The sequence below is a fragment of the Streptomyces sp. BF23-19 genome (assembly GCF_041106355.1).
Lineage (GTDB): Bacteria > Actinomycetota > Actinomycetes > Streptomycetales > Streptomycetaceae > Streptomyces > Streptomyces virginiae_A.
This window is the reverse complement of sequence record NZ_JBGBPT010000129.1, coordinates 1-18,692: the sequence shown is the minus strand read 5'-3', so window position 1 is coordinate 18,692 and position 18,692 is coordinate 1. Positions and strand designations below refer to the sequence as shown.

Here is an 18,692-nt window from a genome sequence, read left to right as displayed (position 1 = left end):
ACCCAGGCTGGAGGCCGTCAGGCCCTTGCCGAGGGAGGAAGCGACACCCCCGGTGACGAAGATGTGCTTGGTCGTCATGGATTTGGGCGGCATCGCCAAGAGGGGGCTCCCGTGGTCGCGAGGTGAGGTGCGTCCGGCGCCGGCCACCGTCGATCCGGAAGGGTCTCAGGGGGCGCCGAAGCTGCGGTTTCGGGGCTCCTGATTCGCACAGGCAGACCACCGGTCCACGGGGTACCAGCCTATCAGCGCCCGGCGGGGTCCGCCTCCGGGCACGCGGCGCGCCCGCCCCGGCCGGGGGCGCCCGAGTGCGCCGGGGCGGCGGAGCCGCTGCTCACCCGTTCGGCCCAGCCGCATTCTTCCGGGGCTCACGGAGATCACTAGGGTGCCGTCATATCCTGCTCGGATATTGCACACATCACCGCCGGGCAGTCCGTCAGACGGCCTAACCGAGCCGATATACGGAATCATGGGCTCACGCGGAGATCCCTGCACACAGGAGACCGCGCAACCGCGCAATGCAAGCGCCCTTCGGGGCGGACGTGGCCGTTCGACTGGAGATGCACGTGTCCGGGCGCATCGAGGATTACGCACTGATCGGGGACATGCAGACCGCGGCACTGGTCTGTCGGGACGGGGCTGTGGACTGGCTGTGCCTGCCACGCTTCGACTCGCACGCCGTGTTCGCGAGCATTCTCGGCACCGAGGAACACGGGTTCTGGCGGATCGGCCCGTCGTTCCCGGCGGGCACCGAGGCCCCGCGTGCGACACGCCGCCGCTACCGCGGTGACTCGCTGGTGCTGGAGTCGGAGTGGGACACCCCGCGCGGCAAGGTCCGCGTGATCGACTTCATGCCGCCGCGCGAGGACCACGCGCCGCAGCTGATCCGCATCGTGGAGGGCATCAGCGGGCGGGTGCCGATGCGCTCGGCGCTGCGGATGCGCTTCAGCTACGGGCGGGTCGTGCCGTGGGTGCACAGGGTCGACGGGCGCACCGTGGCCGTCGCCGGCCCCGACTCGGTCTGGCTGGACTCCGACGCGCAGACCTACGGCAAGGACCTGACGACGTACTCCGACTTCACCGTCGGACCGGGCGACCGGAAGGCCTTCAGCATCAGCTGGCAGGCCTCGCACCGCGACGCGCCCGAGACCCCCGACGCCGAGGCGGCCCTGGAGTCGACCACCGACTTCTGGCGCGAGTGGGTCGAGCAGTGCACGTACCACGGGCCCTACCGGGAGGCCGTGATCCGCTCGCTGATCACCCTCAAGGCCCTCACGTACGGTCCCACGGGCGGGATCGTCGCCGCGCCGACCACCTCCCTCCCCGAGGAGATCGGCGGGGTCCGCAACTGGGACTACCGCTACACCTGGCTGCGCGACGCGGCCATCACCCTCTCCTCGCTGCTGCGCACCGGATACCGCGAGGAGGCCCGCGCCTGGCGCGAGTGGCTGCTGCGCGCGGTCGCCGGCGACCCGGAGAACCTGCAGATCATGTACGGGATCGCGGGCGAGCGGGAGCTCGGCGAGACCGAGCTGGACTGGCTGCCCGGCTACGAGAACTCCCGCCCGGTCCGCGTCGGCAACGGCGCCGCGGGCCAGCTCCAGCTCGACGTGTACGGCGAGGTCACCGAGGCCCTGCACCTGGGCCACATGACCGGGCTCGCCCGCAGCGACTACGCCTCGCTGCTGCAGCTCAAGCTGATCCGCTACCTGGAGACCCACTGGGACCAGCCGGACGAGGGCATCTGGGAGGTGCGCGGCCCGCGCCGCCACTTCGTGCACTCGAAGGTGATGGCCTGGGTGGCCGTGGACCGCACGATCAAGCTGATCGAGAGCGGGGACGCGGACGGCCCGCTGGAGCGGTGGCGCGAGCTGCGCGACGAGATCCACCAGGACGTGTGCGAGAAGGGCTACGACAAGGAGCGCAACACCTTCACCCAGTCGTACGGGTCGAAGGAGCTGGACGCCTCCCTGCTGCTGATCCCGCAGATGGGCTTCCTGCCGCCGGACGACAAGCGGGTCATCGGCACCATCGAGGCGATCCAGCGCGAGCTGTCCACGCCCGACGGTTTCATCCTGCGCTACCCGACGGCGGGCGAGGAGGCCGGCGTGGACGGCCTGGAGGGCGACGAGGGGGCCTTCCTGGCCTGCTCGTTCTGGATGGCCGACGACCTGGCGATGATCGGCCGCGTCGACGAGGCGCGGCGGCTGTTCGAGCGGCTGCTGTCGCTCCGCAACGACCTGGGTCTGCTCGCGGAGGAGTGGGACCCGCGGCTCCAGCGGCAGGTCGGGAACTTCCCGCAGGCCTTCAGCCACGTTCCGCTGATCGACACGGCCCTGCGGCTGACGGCCAGCGGGGCGTACGGCGGGTAGCGGCGAGCGGCTCGCCGGGGGCGCGGACTTTCTCGCCGCGCCCCGGTGATCGTCCGCGCCTAGGCTGGAAGGGTCCTATGCCCTCCCCCCGGTGGAAGGGGCAGCCATGGCTCCCCTGTCGAAGGCGGGCGCGGCCTTGACCGCGCTCCGCGAGGACCTGTCCGGCGAGGTCTTCGCCCCGGAGGATCCGGGGTACGACGAGGCCCGGACCCTCTTCAACGCGATGATCGACCGCAGACCCGCCGTCATCGCCCGGTGCGAGAGCACGGCGGACGTGGTGACCGCCGTGCGTTTCGCGAGGGAACTGGACCTGAACATCGCCGTGCGCGGCGGCGGGCACAGCGTGGCCGGGATGTCCCTCAACGACGGCGGCCTCGTCGTGGACCTGCGCCGGATGCACGAGGTGACGGTCCATCCGGCGGCCGGGGCCGCGCACATCGGGGGCGGGGCCACGATGAGCCACCTGGACCGGGCCTGCGAGCCGTACGGGCTGGCGACGACCGGCGGCCGCGCCTCCACCACGGGCGTCGGCGGCTACGTCCTGGGCGGCGGCAGCGGCTGGCTGGACCGGAAGTTCGGTCTGGCCGTGGACAACCTGCTCGGCGTGGACCTGGTCACCGCCGAGGGCGAACTGGTCCACGCGACCGCGGAGGAGCACCCGGAGCTGTTCTGGGGGCTGCACGGAGGCGGCGGGAACTTCGGCATCGCCACCTCACTGACCCTGCGGCTGCACGAACTGCCCGCCATGTCGATCGCGTTCCTGCTGTACCTGCCGGAGCGCGGGCCCGAGGTGGTCCGTACGTACCGCGACGTCATCGAGGCCGCCCCGCCCGAGGCCTCGGGCGCCGCGCTCTACCTCACCGGCCCGCCCGAGGAGTTCGTCCCGCCGCACCTGGTCGGTCGGCTGTCGGCCGGGGCGCTGCTGACGTACGCGGGCCCCGAGGACGAGATGCGCAAGTTGGCCGAACCGCTGCTGGCGATCCCCCACGAGTCGGAGATCGTCACGGCCATCCCGTACGCCGATCTCCAGTGCATGATCGACGACCCGCCGGGGATGCGGAACTACTGGTCGGCCGAGTACCTCACCGGCTGTCCCGACGCGTTCGTGGACGTCTTCTGCGCCCGCGCCGAGGCCATGCCGGTACCGACCGGCACCCAGCACCTGGTCTTCCCGCAGGGCGGCGCCATCGCCTCCGGTCCGGCCGACTACCCGGTGCCGTACCGCGACTCGCCGTGGGCGGTGCACCCGTTCGGGATCTGGGAGGACGCGGCCGACGACGAGCGCTGCCGGCAGTGGGTCAAGGACGTCCGCGCCGACGCCCGGCCGTGGAGCACCGGCGCGGTCTACCTCAACTTCACCGGGGACGAGGGCGCGGAGCGGGTGGTCTCGGGCCTCGGCACCGAGAACATGCAGCGGCTGGGCGCGCTGAAGCGGCAGTACGACCCGGACAACGTCTTCCGCTTCAACCACAACATCCGGCCCGCCTGACGATGGGCACAGGTGTGCCGGTAGCGTCCCGCGATATGGAAAACCAGGGCGGCATCACGGTTCAGCGGGCACTGGAACTGCCGGGGCTGCGCGGCGGACTGCCGGAGGTGGTGGCCTGCGCCGACCGTCTGGGGCGGACCGTCCGTTGGGTGCACGCGGGCGAGGTCCCGAACATCGCCTCCCTGCTCAAGGGCGGTGAGTTGCTGCTGACCACGGGCCTGGGGCTCGGCACCCGGCCGGCCGAGCAGCGGGCCTTCGTACGCCGCCTCGCGGACCGCGGGATCGCCGCCCTGGTGGTCGAACTGGGACCGCGCTTCACCCGGCTGCCCGCCACGATCGTGGAGACCGCGCGCTCGGCGGGGCTGCCCCTGGTCCAGCTCCACCGGGAGGTCCCCTTCGTCGCGGTCACGGAGGAGGTCCACACCGAGATCGTCAACCACCACTACGCCCTGCTCCAGCGGGCCGAGGAGGTCCACCGCCGCTGTACGGAGGCCCTGCTGGGCGGTGGGGGCATCCCGCAGGTCCTGCGGATCCTGGCCGACTTCACGGGGAACCCGGTCTTCCTGGAGACCCCCGACGGGCAGCTCCTGTACGCCGCCGGCAGCGCGGCGGGGGACGCGGGGGCGGACCCGCTCCAGGTGTGGGAGGGCCTACGCGGCCAGCGCGAGGCCGAACCCGCCACGAACACGGTGGTGGTCGACGTCCCGGGCGGGGGCCACGGCACCGGCTCGGTCCGGGCCCGGGTCGTCCTGGTCGGGGTCTCGGCGCCGCTGCTCCCGGTGCACCGGATGGCGGCCGAACGCACGGCGGGCGTCCTGGCCGTCGTCCTGATGCAGGCGCGGCAGGAGGAGGAGCTGGCGGCGCGCGGCCGCGGCGACTTCCTGACGGACCTGGCGGAGGGCCGGATCTCGGCGGAGGACGCCCCGGGGCAGGCCCGCGTCCTGGGGTTCAAGCCGGGCGGCGGTCCGCTGTTGCCGGTGGTGATGCGGCTGGCCTCGGACCTCGGGCCGTCCGGGAACTGGGCCGTCCTGGCCCGTGCGGTGCTGGAGGAGCTGTCGTCCGTCGGCGTCCCGGTCCTGCTGGGTGTCCGCCCGGTGGAGGGCCGTGTGCCGCTGCTGGTCTCGCTGCGTGCGGAGTCGGAGCGTACGGCGGTGGCGGACCGGGTCTCGGCCGCGCTGCGGGCGGGCGTCGAACGCGCGGGCCTGGACCGGGCCGGCGCCCCGCCGGCGGTGGTCGTCGGCGTGGCGGGTGGCTGGGCGGCCGCCTCGGCGGGCCTGCGACACGCCGGGGAGACCGCCACGGCGGCCCACGGCCTGCCGGCCCGCCCCTGGTACGACGCCCGGCGCCTGGACATCGACCTGCTGCTGTGGCGGCTGCGCGAACACCCCGACCTCGCGGCCTTCGTGGACCGCGCGATCGGCCCGCTGCGCACGCACGACACGACGTCCCGGCCCCCTCTCCTGCCCACGCTGGAGACGTACCTGGCCCACGCTGGCCGCAAGGCTGAGACGGCGCGTGAGCTGCACCTGAACCGGCAGACGCTGTACAACCGGCTGGCGCGCATCTCGGAGCTCCTGGGCACGGACCTGGACGACCCGGAGACGGTCCTCTCCCTGAGCCTGGCCCTCCGCGCCCGCCGCCACACCCTTTCCTGACGCGCCACTCGCACGCCTCGGCCCTGGCGGGCCTCCCCGGCTTCGCGCCGCTGCGCCGGACTCCGTCCGTCGATCAAAAGGAGCCCCGCCGGCGATTGAGGCGGAAACGGGGCAGCACCTGACGACGCAGCCCGGCCGAATCGAGCCGCCGGCGATTGAGGCGCGGGGCCGGGCAGGGCCCGTGCGGGCGGATCGCTGCCCGGCCGGGAGGCTAGCGGCGGGTACGTTCCATCAGCTCGTCGTAGACCGACAGGACCTGCGCCACCGTGTCGTCCTCCGACGGCCACGTCGCGGCCTGCACGCGCCCCGCGGCCGCCAGCGCCGCCCGGCGGTCCGGATCGCCCAGCAGGCCGGTCACGGCCGAGGCGAGCGACCCCGCCTCGCCCGGCGGGACCAGGACCGCGCCCTCACCCACCAGCTCCGGGACACCGCCCACCGCCGTGGCCACCAGCGGTACGCCCGCCCGCAGTGCCTCCTGCGCCAGCAGCGCCCGCGCCTCCCACCGGCTCGGCAGCACCGCCAGGTCCGCCGCCGCCAGCAGCTGCGCCGCGTCCCGGCGGCGCCCCAGCAGCCGTACCGGCAGCCCCTCCGCCTCGATCCGCCGGGAGAGCTCCGCCCGGAGCGGCCCCTCCCCCGCGATCACCAGCAGCGGCGCCGGGTCCAGGCCGCGCCACTCCCGTGCCGCGTCGAGCAGGACGGAGTACCCCCGGTGCGGCACCAGGCTGCCGACGGCGATCAGCAGCGGCCGTTCCACCGCGCCGAGTTCCGCCCGTACCTTGCCGGGGTCGGCCGCCGTCTCCGGACCCGCCGGGTCGGCCGGTACCGCCACCGGGGCCAGTCGCGCGTCCTTGGCGCCCCGCCGCCGTGCGACGTCCACCTGGTCCGAGGAGGCCCCGAGCACCACCGCCGCGGCGCGGGCGACGTGCCGTTCCAGCATCCGGCTGAGCCGCCCGAGCGCTCCGGCCGCCGTCGGGCCCTCGCCGTGCCAGCTCACCACCAGCGGCACCCGGCGCCCCCGTATGGCCAGGGCGGCGCGCATCCCGGCGCGTACGCCGTGCGCGTGCACGAGGTCCGCCCCGGCGCAGGCGGCCCGCAGCACGCTGACCGCGTCGGGGGCGAACTGCGCGCCGGCGCCGGTGAAGTCGTACTCCCCCTCCGCCTGGACGGGCGCGCACACCGTGACCCGTACCCCGCGCGCGGCGAGGCCGGTCGCGAGCGAGCGTACGTGCGCGCTGCTGCCCGCGCCCGCACCGGTGCCGAGTACTTGCACGGTGCGCAGCGGCGGCCGGCCGTAGGGCTGGGCCGGGAGGGAGGTGGAGACCGGGGAGCTGCTCACGGGCCGAAGCTCCAGGGTGAGGGAGTCAGAGACGTCGCCAAGGATGCCAGTCCGCACGCGCGTTCCGGGACCATACGGGTGCGGATCCCGTACGAGATACCGCAGGATGCCCCTCAGCCTCACCCACACGGACTATCCCGAGGCCGTCCCGGGCACGGCGTAGGGCCCGGAACGCCGAGCGTTCCGGGCCCCCACGGTCGTCCATGTCACGCGTCCGCGCGCGCCGCCGCCAGCAGTTCCTCGGCGTGCGCCCGCGCCGAGACCGAGTCCTCGTGGCCGGCCAGCATGCGCGACAGCTCGCGGATCCGGTCCTCGCCCTCCAGGACGGTGACCCCGGAGCGCGTGACGGAACCGTCGTTGGTCTTCTCGACGAGCAGCTGACGGTCCGCGAAGGCCGCCACCTGCGGCAGGTGCGTGACGACCACGACCTGCGCCGACTTGGCCAGCTTCGCCAGCCGCCGGCCCACCTCGACCGCCGCCTTGCCGCCGACGCCCGCGTCGACCTCGTCGAAGAGGTAGGTGGGTACCGGGTCGGACCCCGCGAAGACGACCTCGACGGCGAGCATCACCCGGGACAGCTCACCGCCCGAGGCGCCCTTGGCGATCGGCCGCGGCTGGGCTCCGGGGTGCGGGGCCAGCAGCAGTTCGACCTCGTCCGCGCCCGAAGGGCCGTAGGCGACCGGGCGGCCGTCCACGTCCACCCCGTCGGGGTCGTCCGTCTGCCGGACGTCGATGGTCACGCGGGCGTGCGGCATCGCCAGCGAGGCCAGCTCCTCCGTCACCGCGGAGGCGAAGCGGGTCGCGGCCTCCACCCGGGCGTCCGTCAACGCCTGCGCCAGCAGGGACAGTTCATCGCGCAGCCCGTCGCGCTCGGCGGTCAGTTCGGTGATCCGCTCGTCGTCGCCGTCCAGTTCGAGCAGCCGTGCCGCGCCCTGTTCGGCCCACTCCAGTACGGCGTCCACGGTGCCCTCGGAGCCGTACTTGCGGGTGAGCTGCGTCAGGGCGGCCCGCCGCTCCTCGACCGCGGCCAGTCGCAGCGGATCGGCGTCGAGGTCGTCGGCGTAGCCGGCCAGTTCCCCGGCCACGTCGGACAGCAGGATGCCCAGCTCCCCGATCCGTTCGGCGAGCGCGCCGAGGGCCGGGTCGTGGGAGCGTACGGATTCCAGCGCCCGGTGGGCGCCGGCGACGAGCATGTTGGCGTCGATGGCCTCCGGGTCCTCGGGGTTGCCCGCGAGCGCGGCGTGCGCCAGCTGCGCCGCCGAGGCCAGCGATTCGGCGTGCCCGAGCCGTTCCGCCTCGGCCGCGAGCTCGGCGTCCTCGCCGGCCACGGGTTCCACGGCCGCGATCTCGTCCAGTCCGAAGCGCAGCAGGTCGGCCTCCTGGGCGCGTTCCCGGGCCCGGGTGGTGATCTCCTCCAGCTCGACGGCGACCGCGCGGAGCCTGCGGTAGGCCGATCCGTACTTCTCCAGGGGGACGGCGACGGCGTCCCCGGCATACCGGTCGAGCGCCTGCCGCTGCCGGGCGGGGCGCAGCAGCCCCTGCTGGTCGGTCTGCCCGTGTACGGCGACCAGGTCGTCGGCGAGTTCGCCGAGCAGGCCGACGGGCACGGAGCGGCCGCCGACGTGGGCGCGCGAGCGGCCCTCGGCGGACACGGTCCGACTGATCAGCAGGGCGCCGTCGTCGAGCTCGGCCCCGGCCTCCTCGGCGCGTACGGCGGCGGGGGCGTCCGGGCGCATGACGATGCGGCCCTCGACCACCGCCGCCTTGGCCCCGATCCGCACCAGGGCCGGGTCGGCGCGACCGCCGAGCAGCAGCCCGAGGCTGGTGACGACCATCGTCTTGCCCGCGCCGGTCTCGCCGGTCACCGCGGTGAATCCGGGCGACAGCTCGACCACCGCGTCGTCGATGACCCCGAGCGACCGTATCCGCATCTCCTCAAGCACGGGACGACGATACCGAGGTTTCATGGGTGCCATGTGACGTCACCCGTTCCCAGCTGTTCGAACGAATGTGCTATTAGAGACGTGTGAGCTGCGCCTCAGTGCGGCGCCCCACGCCAACCCGACACCGGCAGCGCGAACTTGGCGACGAGCCGGTCCGTGAAGGACGCGTGGTGCAGCCGGGCGAGCCGCACCGGCACGGCACCCCGCCGTACCTCGACCCGCGCCCCGGCGGGCAGCTCCAGCGTGCGCCGCCCGTCACACCACAGCACGCCGTGCGGAGTGCCGTTCTGCACCTCGACCGCCAGCACCGAGGTCGGCGAGGTCACCAGCGGCTTCGCGAACAGCGCGTGCGCGCTGATCGGCACCATCAGCAGCGCCTCCACCTCCGGCCAGACCACCGGCCCGCCCGCGGAGAAGGCGTAGGCCGTGGAGCCCGTCGGAGTCGCGCAGACGATCCCGTCGCAACCGAAGCCGGTCACCGGACGCCCGTCGATCTCCAGGACCACCTCCAGCATCCGCTCCGGGGACACCTTCTGGACCGCGGCCTCGTTCAGCGCCCAGTCCCGGTGGACCACATCGCCGTTCGTCCGCACGATCACGTCGAGGGTCATCCGCTCCTCGACCTCGTACGAGCGCGCCACCACCCGGTCCACGACCTTGTCCAGGTCGTCGCGTTCGGCCTCGGCGAGGAACCCCACCCGGCCCAGGTTGACGCCCAGCATCGGCACCCCCGAGGCGCGCGCGAACTCCGCGCCCCGCAGCAGGGTCCCGTCACCGCCGAGCACGATGAGCAGCTCACAGCCGTCGAGGGCCCCCGGGGTGAACTCGGTGACCAGCTCCACCTCGGGTGGCAGCGGCAGGTCCACCGCCTCGTGCTCCATGACGCGCACGCCCAGCCCGCATCTGAGCAGCCCCTGCACCACCAGCTCGGCGCTGCGGATGGCCGCCGGCCGTCCGGTGTGCGCGAGCAGGAAGACCGTCCGCCCTTCCCCCGAAAGCCCAGAACCCGAACTCGAACCCGATCCCGCTGTACCCGATGAATCTGTCACTGCGGCCCCTCCGCCACTGCACGGTCAACATCCGCCGGGTCGAGGGCCGGTGCCCCCACCCGCAGCCACAGAAAGTACTCGACGTTCCCCGACGGCCCCGGCAGCGGACTCGCCGTCACTCCGAGAACACCCAGTCCCAGCTTCGCCGCCTGCGCCGCGACCTCGCGCACGGCCTCGGCCCGCAACTCCGGGCTGCGCACCACGCCACCACTGCCCAGCCGGTCCTTGCCGACCTCGAACTGCGGCTTGACCATCAGCACCAGGTCCGCGTCCGGCGCGCAGCAGCGCACCAGCGCCGGCAGCACCAGACCGATGGAGATGAAGGACAGGTCGCCGACGACCAGGTCGACGGGAAGCCCGTCGAGCTGCTCCACCGTCAGCTCGCGCACGTTCGTACGGTCCTTGACCGTGACCCGGTCGTCGCTCTGCAGCGACCAGGCCAGCTGCCCGTAGCCGACGTCCACGGCCATCACGTGGGCCACGCCCGAGCGCAGCAGCACGTCGGTGAACCCGCCGGTGGAGGCGCCGGCGTCCAGCGCGCGGCGACCCTCGACGGCCAGCCCCTGCGGCTGGAAGGCCGCCAGCGCGCCGGCCAGCTTGTGGCCGCCCCGGGAGACGTAGTCGGGGTCGCTGTCGTCCTTGCGGACCACCAGGGCCGCGCTGGTCTCGACCTGGGTGGCCGGCTTGGTCGCGGTGGTGCCGCCCACGGTCACCCGGCCCGCGGCGATCAGCTGTGCGGCGTGCTCGCGCGAGCGGGCCATGCTGCGGCGTACCAGTTCGGCGTCCAGGCGGCGGCGTGCCACTCCTGCCACGTTCGGTTCAGCTCCTGTTTTCGTACGGTCCGGGGACGGGCGGTGCGTCCAGCGCGGTCAGCGCCTCACGCAGCCCCCGGTGGACATCCTCGTACACCTCGACGTGTCCGTCCGCCGCGAGGTGGTCGGCGTCCGCCAGCCGCGCCAGGTGCGCGTCCACGCCGGCGTGGCCGGTGGGCGTGCGTACGACGCCCAGCGCCACGGGCTCGGCGGGCTCGGCGGGCTCGGCGGGCTCGGCGGCGGCTTCGACTCGGGGGTCGGCGGCTTCGTCGGTCATGCCCCGACGCTACCCCGAAGCGCTCCGCGACCACGCATGGCTCTGCGGTACGGTCGTGATCACGATGGCTACGATCCAGGAGTGCCGTGAAGCACTCGACAACCTCTCCGGCAATCTCGCACGGGCCGACGACGGCGTGCGCGGCGCGGCCGCGTTCGACCGCTCCCTGAGCTGCCACATCACCGACCTCGACCAGACGTTCACAGGCCGCCTCGACACGGGCCGGATCCGGGTGGACGCGGTCGCCCCGGGCCCGCCCGCGAAGAAGGCGGAGATCCGGCTCGCGATGACGGGCGACGACCTCGTGGCCCTGGTCGCGGGCGAGCTGAAGTTCGCGAAGGCCTGGGCCTCGGGCCGAGTCAAACTCGAAGCCGGCTTCCGCGACCTCCTCCGCCTCAAAACGATGCTCTAGCCGAGCCGCACTCCCCCTCGTCCAGCCCCGCGGCACTCTCCAGCCCCGCCGGCACTCTCCAGCCCGCCGGCGTTTGAGGCGCGGGGTCTGGGGCGGAGCCCCGGTCTTTTCAGCCCCGCCGGCGTTTGAGGCGCGGGGGTCCGGGGACGGCGCCCCCGGCAACGGCGCCGCACCGGCGGCACGACACCGCGCGGCCCGGAGGGCTACTCGGCGACCCGGGCCACCACACGGGCCTTGCGCGCCGCCGGAACCACCAGCGGCGTTCCCGTCTCCGGATCCGGGATCACCTGACAGCGCAGCCCGAACACCTTCTCCACGAGCTCCGCGGTGACCACCTCCGCCGGCGGCCCCTCCGCGACGACCTTCCCGCCCCGCATCGCGATCAGATGCGTCGCGTACCGGGCCGCGTGGTTCAGGTCGTGCAGCACCGCCACCAGCGTCCGCCCCTGCGTCTCGTGCAGCTCCGCGCACAGGTCCAGCACATCGATCTGGTGCTGGATGTCCAGGTACGTCGTCGGCTCGTCGAGCAGCAGCAGCGGCGTCTGCTGGGCCAGCGCCATCGCGATCCACACGCGCTGCCGCTGCCCACCGGACAGCTCGTCCACGGCCCGGTCCGCGAGCTCGGCGACCCCGGTCGAGGCCATCGACTCGTTCACGATCCGCTCGTCCTCGGCCGACCACTGCCGCAGCAGCCCCTGATGCGGGTACCGGCCGCGCGAGACCAGGTCGGCCACCGTGATGCCGTCGGGCGCGATCGAGGACTGCGGGAGCAGGCCCAGGGTCTTGGCGACCTTCTTCGCGGGCATCGACCCGATGGCCTGCCCGTCCAGCAGCACCCGCCCGGTGGACGGCTTCAGCATCCGCGACAGGGCCCGCAGCAGCGTGGACTTGCCGCAGGCGTTGGGGCCGACGATCACCGTGAAGGAGTTGTCGGGGATCTCCACCGACAGGTTCTCGGCGATGACCCGCTGGTCGTAGCCGAGGGTCACGTTCTGCGCGGTCAGCCGCTGCACTTGGGTACTCCTCATCAGGTTCATATACGTCCCGCCTTGCGCTCGGTGACGAGCAGCCAGAGCAGGTAGACACCGCCGACGAGGCCGGTCACCACACCCACCGGCAGCTGATCGGCGCCGAAGGCCCGCTGCGAGGCCCAGTCGGACACCATCAGCAGCACCGACCCCATCAGGGCGGCGTTCACCAGGTTCCCGCCGGGCGAGCGGGTCAGCCGCCGGGCCAGCTGCGGCGCGGCCAGCGCGACGAAACTGATGGGCCCGGCCGCCGCGCTCGCCGCGGTGGTGAGCAGGATCGCCGCGAACATCAGCAGCAGCCGCGTCCGCTCCACCCGCACCCCGAGCGCGTACGCGGCGTCGTCGCCCATCTCCATCATCCGCAGGGCCCTGCCCTGCCCGAGGACCAGCGGGAAGAGCACCGCGCACACCGCGAGCAGCGGCCACACCTGCGCCCAGTCCCGGCCGGCCAGCGAGCCGGTCAGCCAGACCATGGCGCGCGTGGCCTCGATCAACTGGGCCTTCGTGATCAGGTACTGGATCACGGCGACGAGCACGGCGGAGGCGCCGATGCCGACCAGCACCAGCCGGTAGCCCTGGATGCCCTGCTTGTAGGCGAGCAGGTAGACGGCGGCTCCGGCCAGCAGACCGCCGACCAGCGCGCCGACGGCCACCTCGGTGGCGCCGCCCTTGAACAGGATGATGACGACGAGCGCGCCGACCGCCGAGCCGTAGCCGAAGCCGAGCAGGTCCGGGGAGCCCAGCGGGTTGCGGGAGACGGACTGGAAGACGGCTCCGGAGATCCCGAGCGCCGCGCCGACGAGCAGCGCGACCAGGGCCCGCGGCAGCCGCAGGTCGTTGACGATGAAGTCGGTGGCGGGGGTGCCGTTGCCGAGCAGGGTCTGTACGACGTCCCACGGCGCGATCTCGAAGTCGCCGGTGCCGATGAGCACGACGGACATCGCGAGCGCCGCGACGGTCAGCAGGACCCCGACGGCCAGGGCGCGCCGTTCGACGCGCAGCGAGACCCCGCCGGGCAGGTGCAGCGGACGGGGTCCGGACCGGCGGCCCTTGCGCGGGGCGTCGGTCGCGGTTCCGGTCGACGTCTCGGTCGCGGTCGCGGTCACAGCTGGGCCATCCTCTTGCGCCGAACCAGGTAGATGAAGACCGGGCCGCCGATGAGCGCGGTCACGACGCCGACCTGCAGTTCGGCGGGCCGGGTGACGACCCGGCCGATGATGTCGGAGCTGAGCAGCAGGACCGGCGACAGGACGGCCGAGTACGCGAGCACCCAGCGCATGTCGGGGCCGGTGAAGGCCCGGACGAGGTGCGGGACCATCAGCCCGATGAACACGATGGGCCCGCACGCGGCGGTCGCCGCACCGCACAGCAGGGTGATGGCGACCATGGCGCCGATCCGGGTCCGCGTCAGGTGCGCGCCGAGTGCCCGCGCCGTGTCGTCGCCCATCGCCATCGCGTTGAGCGGCCGGCCCAGCACCAGCGCGAGCACCGCGCCGACGAGCAGGAAGGGGGCCACCTGCCGGACGGTGTCCATGTTGGCCGAGGCGAGCGAACCCACCGTCCAGAAGCGCAGCTTGTCCAGCGCCTTGCTGTCCATCAGCTGCACGGCGTTGATGTAGCCGACGAGCGCCGCGCTGGCCGCCGTACCGGCGAGCGCGAGGCGTACCGGGGTGGCGCTGCGGCTGCCGCCGAGCACGTACACGAGGACCGAGACGAAGGCGGCGCCGAGGAAGGCCCACCACACGAACTCGCTCAGCGAGGTCGCGCCGAAGAAGCTGATGGCGGAGACCACGGCGGCCGCGGCACCGGCGTTGACGCCGAGGATGCCGGGTTCGGCCAGCGGGTTGCGGGTCAGCGCCTGCATCACGGCACCGGACAGGCCGAGTCCGAGCCCGACCATCAGCCCGAGCAGGGTGCGCGGGATCCGCAGGTCCCGCACCACCACGTCGTTGGGCGTTCCCGCGTAGGCGAACAGGCCGTGCCAGACCTCGTCCAGGGACATCTGCTTGGCGCCCACGGCGATGCTCACGACGGCGATCAGTGCCAGCACCGCGAGAGCGGCGAGCAGGCCGGCGGCGCGCGCGGCACGGCGCGGGCGGGCTACGGCGGCGTCGGCGCCCTTGTCGGGCGCCGCGCTCCGTTCGGGTTCAGGGGGACTCTCGACCAACACGCAGGTTAGGCTAACCTACCCTCCGCACGGGCGGGTCCCCCGGACGGCCCTAAAGACCCAGCCTGGCCAGTGCCTTCGCCGCGTCGAGCGTGCAGACCCCGTCGCCGGCCGCGGTCCAGGCCGCCGCGCACAACGCCCGCAGGCCGTCGAGCGGATCCCCCGTCCCCCCGGTCTCCGTGCCCTGCCCGTTCTCCCCGTGCTCCCGCAGCTCCAGCACGCCGCCGTTCGTCGCGACCGCCGTCCAGCCGCCGCAGCGGAAACCCTCCGCGAACGGCTCCACCTCCGGCTGCCCGGTCAGCAACCCCCGCAGATCCCGGTCCACATAGGTCGGACGGTGCCTGGGCTCGGCCCGCAGCAGCTGCTCGGCGTCCGTGACCCCGGTCAGCACCAGCAGCGAGTCCACCTCCCCGTTGAAGGCACCCTCGATGTCGGTGTCCAGTCGGTCCCCGACGACCAGCGGCCGCTCCGCCCCGGTACGCAGCACCGTCTCCCGGTGCATCGGGGGCAGCGGCTTGCCCGCCACCTGCGGCTCCGCGCCCGTGGCGATCCGTACGACCTCCACCGCGGCCCCGTTGCCCGGCGCGATCCCCCGCGCCCCCGGAATCGTCAGGTCGGTGTTGGACGCGAACCACGGCACCCCGCGGTTGATCGCGTACGAGGCCTCCGCGAACCGCCCCCACGGCAGGTCGGGACCCCCGTACCCCTGGACGACCGCCGCGAGCCCCTCCTCCTCGGCCGAGTCCACCGGCACCAGACCCCGCTCGCGGAGCGCGACCCGCAGCCCGTCCCCGCCGATCACCAGCACCTTCGACCCCGGCTCCACCTGCTCCGCGATCAGCCGGGCCACCGCCTGCGCCGAGGTGATCACCTCGGCCGCCTCCGTCGGGATGCCCAGCTCTCCCAGGTGCTCCGCGACCGCGTCCGGCGTCCGCAGCGCGTTGTTCGTGACGTACGCGAGGTGCATGCCGTCCGCCCGGGCCGCGGCGAGGGACTCCACCGCGTACGCGATGGCCTCACCGCCCGCGTACACCACCCCGTCCAGGTCCAGGAGGGCGGTGTCGTAGGCCTGGTGCAGACTCTGCTCACTCGCCGCGGGACTGGTCCTGTTCTGCCGGGTCATCCTGTCCGCTCCTCATGAGATCGACCTTGTCCGATTCCGTACTGCCCCGATCATCCCGCATGGCGAGACGCGTCTTACCATGCACCAATGACCACATCTGGTACCGCGGAGCATGGGCTGCGCCTGATCCCGTTCCATGGCCTGCGTTACGTCCCCGAGCGTGTCGGCAGCCTGGCCGCCGTCACCTCGCCGCCGTACGACGTGGTCGTGCGCCCCGACGGAGTCGACCACCTCGAATCCGCCGACCCGCACAACATCGTCCGCCTGATCCTCCCCCAGGCGGGTACCCCGGCCGCGCGCAACGAGCAGGCCGCGCGCACCCTGCAGGACTGGCTCGCCGAAGGCATCCTCAGCGCCGACCCCGAGCCCGCGCTCTACGTGTACGAGCAGCGCCGGGCCGGCCTGCTCCAGCGCGGCCTCATCGGCGCCCTCGCCCTGTCCACCGCCGACGCCGGCATCGTCCTGCCGCACGAGGACGTCATGCCGGACGTGGTCACCGACCGGGCCGGCCTGATGCGGGCGACCTCCGCCAACCTCGAACCCCTCCTGCTCACCTACCGGGGCGACGACCCCGGCACGGGAGCGGCCGAGGTCGTCGAACGGACCGCCCAGCTCGCCCCCCTCCTGTCGACGACCACCGAGGACGGCTTCCAGCACCGCCTGTGGGCCATCACGGATCCGGCCGAACTCGCCATCGTCACGGCGGACCTCAGCGACCGCCAGGCCCTCATCGCCGACGGCCACCACCGCTGGGCGACGTACCTGCGTCTCCAGGAGGAGCACGGCTCCCCCACCGCCTGGGACTTCGGCCTGGTCCTCCTCGTGGACACCGCCCGCTATCCGCTCCAGGTCCGCGCCATCCACCGGATGCTGCGCCGCCTCCCGGTGGCGGACGCCCTCGCCGCCCTCGACGGCCACTTCCGCGTCCGCCCGGTCGACGGGCCGCTCCCGCTGGCCCTGGACGCCCTCGCGGACGCCTCGGAACGCGGCAACGCCTTCCTCCTCGCCGGCGACGGTGCGTTCCACCTGGTCACCGACCCCGATCTGGCGCTCCTCGACACCACGGTCCGCCACGACCGTCCCGAGGCCTGGCGCCGGCTGGACGCCACGGTCCTGCACGCGACCCTGCTCGACGCCCTCTGGCACATCCCGGACGCCCCCGACCAGATCACGTACATCCACGACGCCGCGTCCACCGTGGCCATGGCCGAGCGGCACGGCGGCACGGCGGTGCTGCTGCATCCCGTGCGCGAGGAAGTCGTACGGGACCTGGCCCGCCAAGGCGTCACCATGCCCCGCAAGTCCACGTCCTTCGGACCGAAACCGGCCACCGGCCTGGTCCTGCGCGGCCTGGGCTGATCTCCTCCGGACATGAAGAAGGGCGGTACCCCGACCGGGGTACCGCCCTTCTTCATGTCACCGTGCCTCAGGCCTTGTCGTCCTCGACATCGGCGTCGGCGTCGGCGTCGGCCGCGGACTGCTCCAGCGGCTCGTACTCCTCGTCGTCCTCGTCGTAGTACTCGGCGACGTCGGAGGCGCGCTCGGCCGCGGCGATCTCCGCGGCGTCCTCGTCCTCGTCCTCGTCCTCGTCCTCGTGCTCGTCCTCGTCGTCGTCCTCGTCCTCGGCATCCGCGAGGTCGGACAGGTCGATCGAGGCGTCGACGAACTCGACACCGTCGAGCTCGGCGAGACGGTCGGAGGCGTCGGTGGACCCGTCCTTGTCCGCCTCGAGGGTCTTGCCGAACCACTCGCGCGCCTCGTCCTCACGACCGGCCGCCAGCAGGGCGTCGGCGTAGGCGTACCGCAGGCGCGCGGTCCAGGGCTGGACGGAGCTGGAGGCCAGCTCCGGGCTCTGCAGGGTCACGATGGCGGCTTCGAGCTGCCCCTGGTCCCGCCGGGCACCGGCCGCGACCAGACGCATCTCGACCTGACCGGCCTTGTCCAGCTTCTGCACCTCGGGCTCGCCGGCCATGGCCAGTGCCCGCTCCGGACGGCCGAGGCCGCGCTCGCAGTCGGCCATGACGGGCCACAGCTCGACGGAGCCGGTCATGCGCTTGGCGGCACGGAACTCCGCGAGGGCCTCGCTGTACTTCTGCGTGGCGTACGCGGCGAAGCCGGCGGCCTCGCGGACGGCGGCGACGCGGGAGGCCAGCCGCAGGGCGATGCGCGAGTACGCGTACGCCTGCTCGGGCTCGTCGTCGATCAGCCGCGCGACCATGACGAGGTTCTTGGAAACCTCTTCGGCCAGGCCCTTGGGCAGGCTCAGCAGCTCCTGACGCACATCGGCGTCGATCTCGAAGCCGGTGACGTCCTCGTCGATCGGAAGCCGCTTGACCGGGTCCCGGTCGCGGTCCGCGCGGAAGTCGCGGTCGCCGCCGCGGTCATCGCGGCCACGGTAGCCACCACGGTCACCACCGCGATCGTCACGGCCACCACGGAACCCGCCACGGTCGCCACCGCGGTCGCCACCGCGGTCGTCGCGGCGCGGGTAGGACGGGCGGTCGCCGCCACGGTCGTCACGGCCGCCACGGAACCCACCGCGGTCGTCGTCACGGCGCGGGTACGAGGGACGGTCGCCACCGCGGTCGTCACGGCGGAAACCGCCGCCACCGCCGCCGGCACCACCGGAAGGACGGCCACCACGGTCGTCGTCACGGCGCGGGTAGGACGGGCGGTCGCCACCGCGGTCGTCACGACGGAAACCGCCGCCACCACCGGAAGGACGCCCACCACGGTCATCGCGGCGGAAGCCGCCACCGCTGCTGGACGGCCGGCCACTGGCACCACGGTCGTCACGACGGAACGGGGGACGGTCGCCACCACGGTCGTCACGGCCCCCGCGGTAGCCGCCCCTGTCACCGCCGTCGTTGCGCCGAGGCTCGCGCTCCGGACGATCGTCGGGAGAGTTGGACATGGGTGTGACTCCTGTCTTCGGGGTACCGCTAGTCATTCTCGCGCAACCAACCCATGGCCGCGCTTCGGCGTAAAGAGGTGAAAAACAAAAAAGGACCCTTGGTCCAGCGTTGAACGCT

16 protein-coding genes are annotated in these 18,692 nt (G+C 73.3%); 5 read left to right on the top strand and 11 right to left on the bottom strand.

Annotated elements, in window-relative coordinates; all coding sequences use genetic code 11:
* The coding region (locus tag AB8A24_RS40635; protein WP_189829269.1) for a hypothetical protein at nt 1-93 on the bottom strand (93 nt) is incomplete at its 3' end.
* Between the two features lie 464 nt (nt 94-557).
* On the opposite strand from AB8A24_RS40635, the gene AB8A24_RS40630 reads away from it, so the two are divergent.
* The 3 genes from AB8A24_RS40630 to AB8A24_RS40620 all read left to right on the top strand — a co-directional run bounded on the left by AB8A24_RS40630 (nt 558) and on the right by AB8A24_RS40620 (nt 5,513).
* Entirely contained in the window at nt 558-2,369 is a 1,812-nt protein-coding gene (locus AB8A24_RS40630) for a glycoside hydrolase family 15 protein (protein WP_266486494.1), read from the top strand.
* A 106-nt stretch (nt 2,370-2,475) separates the two neighbouring features.
* A complete protein-coding gene (locus AB8A24_RS40625; RefSeq protein ID WP_328963877.1) occupies nt 2,476-3,858 on the top strand; it encodes an FAD-binding oxidoreductase in 1,383 nt (460 codons plus the stop codon).
* A 35-nt stretch (nt 3,859-3,893) separates the two neighbouring features.
* A complete protein-coding gene (locus AB8A24_RS40620; protein ID WP_328963876.1) occupies nt 3,894-5,513 on the top strand; it encodes a PucR family transcriptional regulator in 1,620 nt (539 codons plus the stop codon).
* A gap of 211 nt (nt 5,514-5,724) precedes the next feature.
* Here the strand turns inward: AB8A24_RS40620 and AB8A24_RS40615 are convergent, their stop codons facing one another.
* From AB8A24_RS40615 to AB8A24_RS40595, 5 genes are all read right to left on the bottom strand, one after another.
* On the bottom strand, nt 5,725-6,849 hold the full coding sequence (locus AB8A24_RS40615; RefSeq protein ID WP_328963875.1) for a glycosyltransferase family 4 protein: 1,125 nt from the start codon (nt 6,847-6,849) through the stop codon (nt 5,725-5,727).
* 206 nt (nt 6,850-7,055) lie between these two features.
* A complete protein-coding gene (gene recN, locus AB8A24_RS40610; protein ID WP_328966040.1) occupies nt 7,056-8,780 on the bottom strand; it encodes a DNA repair protein RecN in 1,725 nt (574 codons plus the stop codon).
* 107 nt (nt 8,781-8,887) lie between these two features.
* Nucleotides 8,888-9,841: an NAD kinase gene (locus tag AB8A24_RS40605; protein ID WP_328963874.1), complete on the bottom strand. Its 954-nt coding sequence runs from the start codon at nt 9,839-9,841 to the stop codon at nt 8,888-8,890.
* Nucleotides 9,838-10,653, bottom strand: a complete 816-nt coding sequence (locus AB8A24_RS40600; RefSeq protein ID WP_369479005.1) for a TlyA family RNA methyltransferase — start codon at nt 10,651-10,653, stop codon at nt 9,838-9,840. Before AB8A24_RS40600 ends, AB8A24_RS40605 begins: the two co-directional genes overlap by 4 nt.
* 7 nt (nt 10,654-10,660) lie before the next feature.
* Nucleotides 10,661-10,930: a hypothetical protein gene (locus tag AB8A24_RS40595; protein WP_266389937.1), complete on the bottom strand. Its 270-nt coding sequence runs from the start codon at nt 10,928-10,930 to the stop codon at nt 10,661-10,663.
* Nucleotides 10,931-10,994: 64 nt separating this feature from the next.
* On the opposite strand from AB8A24_RS40595, the gene AB8A24_RS40590 reads away from it, so the two are divergent.
* The gene (locus AB8A24_RS40590) at nt 10,995-11,342 is read left to right on the top strand and encodes an SCP2 sterol-binding domain-containing protein (protein ID WP_266389940.1); all 348 of its coding nucleotides are present in this window, start codon (nt 10,995-10,997) and stop codon (nt 11,340-11,342) included.
* 203 nt (nt 11,343-11,545) lie between these two features.
* Here AB8A24_RS40590 and AB8A24_RS40585 read toward each other — a convergent pair whose 3' ends face one another.
* The 4 genes from AB8A24_RS40585 to AB8A24_RS40570 form a co-directional block, all read right to left on the bottom strand.
* Entirely contained in the window at nt 11,546-12,370 is an 825-nt protein-coding gene (locus tag AB8A24_RS40585) for an ABC transporter ATP-binding protein (protein WP_328963870.1), read from the bottom strand.
* A gap of 5 nt (nt 12,371-12,375) precedes the next feature.
* On the bottom strand, nt 12,376-13,395 hold the full coding sequence (locus tag AB8A24_RS40580) for an iron chelate uptake ABC transporter family permease subunit (protein WP_328966039.1): 1,020 nt from the start codon (nt 13,393-13,395) through the stop codon (nt 12,376-12,378).
* Nucleotides 13,396-13,472: 77 nt separating this feature from the next.
* Nucleotides 13,473-14,540 (bottom strand): iron chelate uptake ABC transporter family permease subunit, encoded by a 1,068-nt coding sequence (locus AB8A24_RS40575; RefSeq protein ID WP_328963869.1) that lies wholly within the window; start codon nt 14,538-14,540, stop codon nt 13,473-13,475.
* A gap of 49 nt (nt 14,541-14,589) precedes the next feature.
* Nucleotides 14,590-15,660 carry an HAD-IIA family hydrolase gene (locus tag AB8A24_RS40570; protein WP_328963868.1) on the bottom strand — a complete coding sequence of 357 codons (1,071 nt, stop codon included), beginning with the start codon at nt 15,658-15,660 and terminating at the stop codon, nt 14,590-14,592.
* 87 nt (nt 15,661-15,747) lie between these two features.
* On the opposite strand from AB8A24_RS40570, the gene AB8A24_RS40565 reads away from it, so the two are divergent.
* On the top strand, nt 15,748-17,019 hold the full coding sequence (locus tag AB8A24_RS40565; RefSeq protein ID WP_328963867.1) for a DUF1015 domain-containing protein: 1,272 nt from the start codon (nt 15,748-15,750) through the stop codon (nt 17,017-17,019).
* Between the two features lie 67 nt (nt 17,020-17,086).
* Here AB8A24_RS40565 and AB8A24_RS40560 read toward each other — a convergent pair whose 3' ends face one another.
* Entirely contained in the window at nt 17,087-17,941 is an 855-nt protein-coding gene (locus tag AB8A24_RS40560) for a tetratricopeptide repeat protein (protein WP_369479006.1), read from the bottom strand.
* Nucleotides 17,942-18,692 lie beyond the last annotated feature (751 nt).

Bases quoted from the DNA above. Each gene is read 5' to 3' on its own strand.
- AB8A24_RS40630 (WP_266486494.1), top strand. From the start codon at position 558: ATGCACGTGTCCGGGCGCATCGAGGATTACGCACTGATCGGGGACATG.
- AB8A24_RS40625 (WP_328963877.1), top strand. From the start codon at position 2,476: ATGGCTCCCCTGTCGAAGGCGGGCGCGGCCTTGACCGCGCTCCGCGAG.
- AB8A24_RS40620 (WP_328963876.1), top strand. From the start codon at position 3,894: ATGGAAAACCAGGGCGGCATCACGGTTCAGCGGGCACTGGAACTGCCG.
- recN (WP_328966040.1), bottom strand. From the start codon at position 8,780: ATGCGGATACGGTCGCTCGGGGTCATCGACGACGCGGTGGTCGAGCTG.
- AB8A24_RS40595 (WP_266389937.1), bottom strand. From the start codon at position 10,930: ATGACCGACGAAGCCGCCGACCCCCGAGTCGAAGCCGCCGCCGAGCCC.
- AB8A24_RS40590 (WP_266389940.1), top strand. From the start codon at position 10,995: ATGGCTACGATCCAGGAGTGCCGTGAAGCACTCGACAACCTCTCCGGC.
- AB8A24_RS40585 (WP_328963870.1), bottom strand. From the start codon at position 12,370: ATGAGGAGTACCCAAGTGCAGCGGCTGACCGCGCAGAACGTGACCCTC.
- AB8A24_RS40570 (WP_328963868.1), bottom strand. From the start codon at position 15,660: ATGACCCGGCAGAACAGGACCAGTCCCGCGGCGAGTGAGCAGAGTCTG.
- AB8A24_RS40565 (WP_328963867.1), top strand. From the start codon at position 15,748: ATGACCACATCTGGTACCGCGGAGCATGGGCTGCGCCTGATCCCGTTC.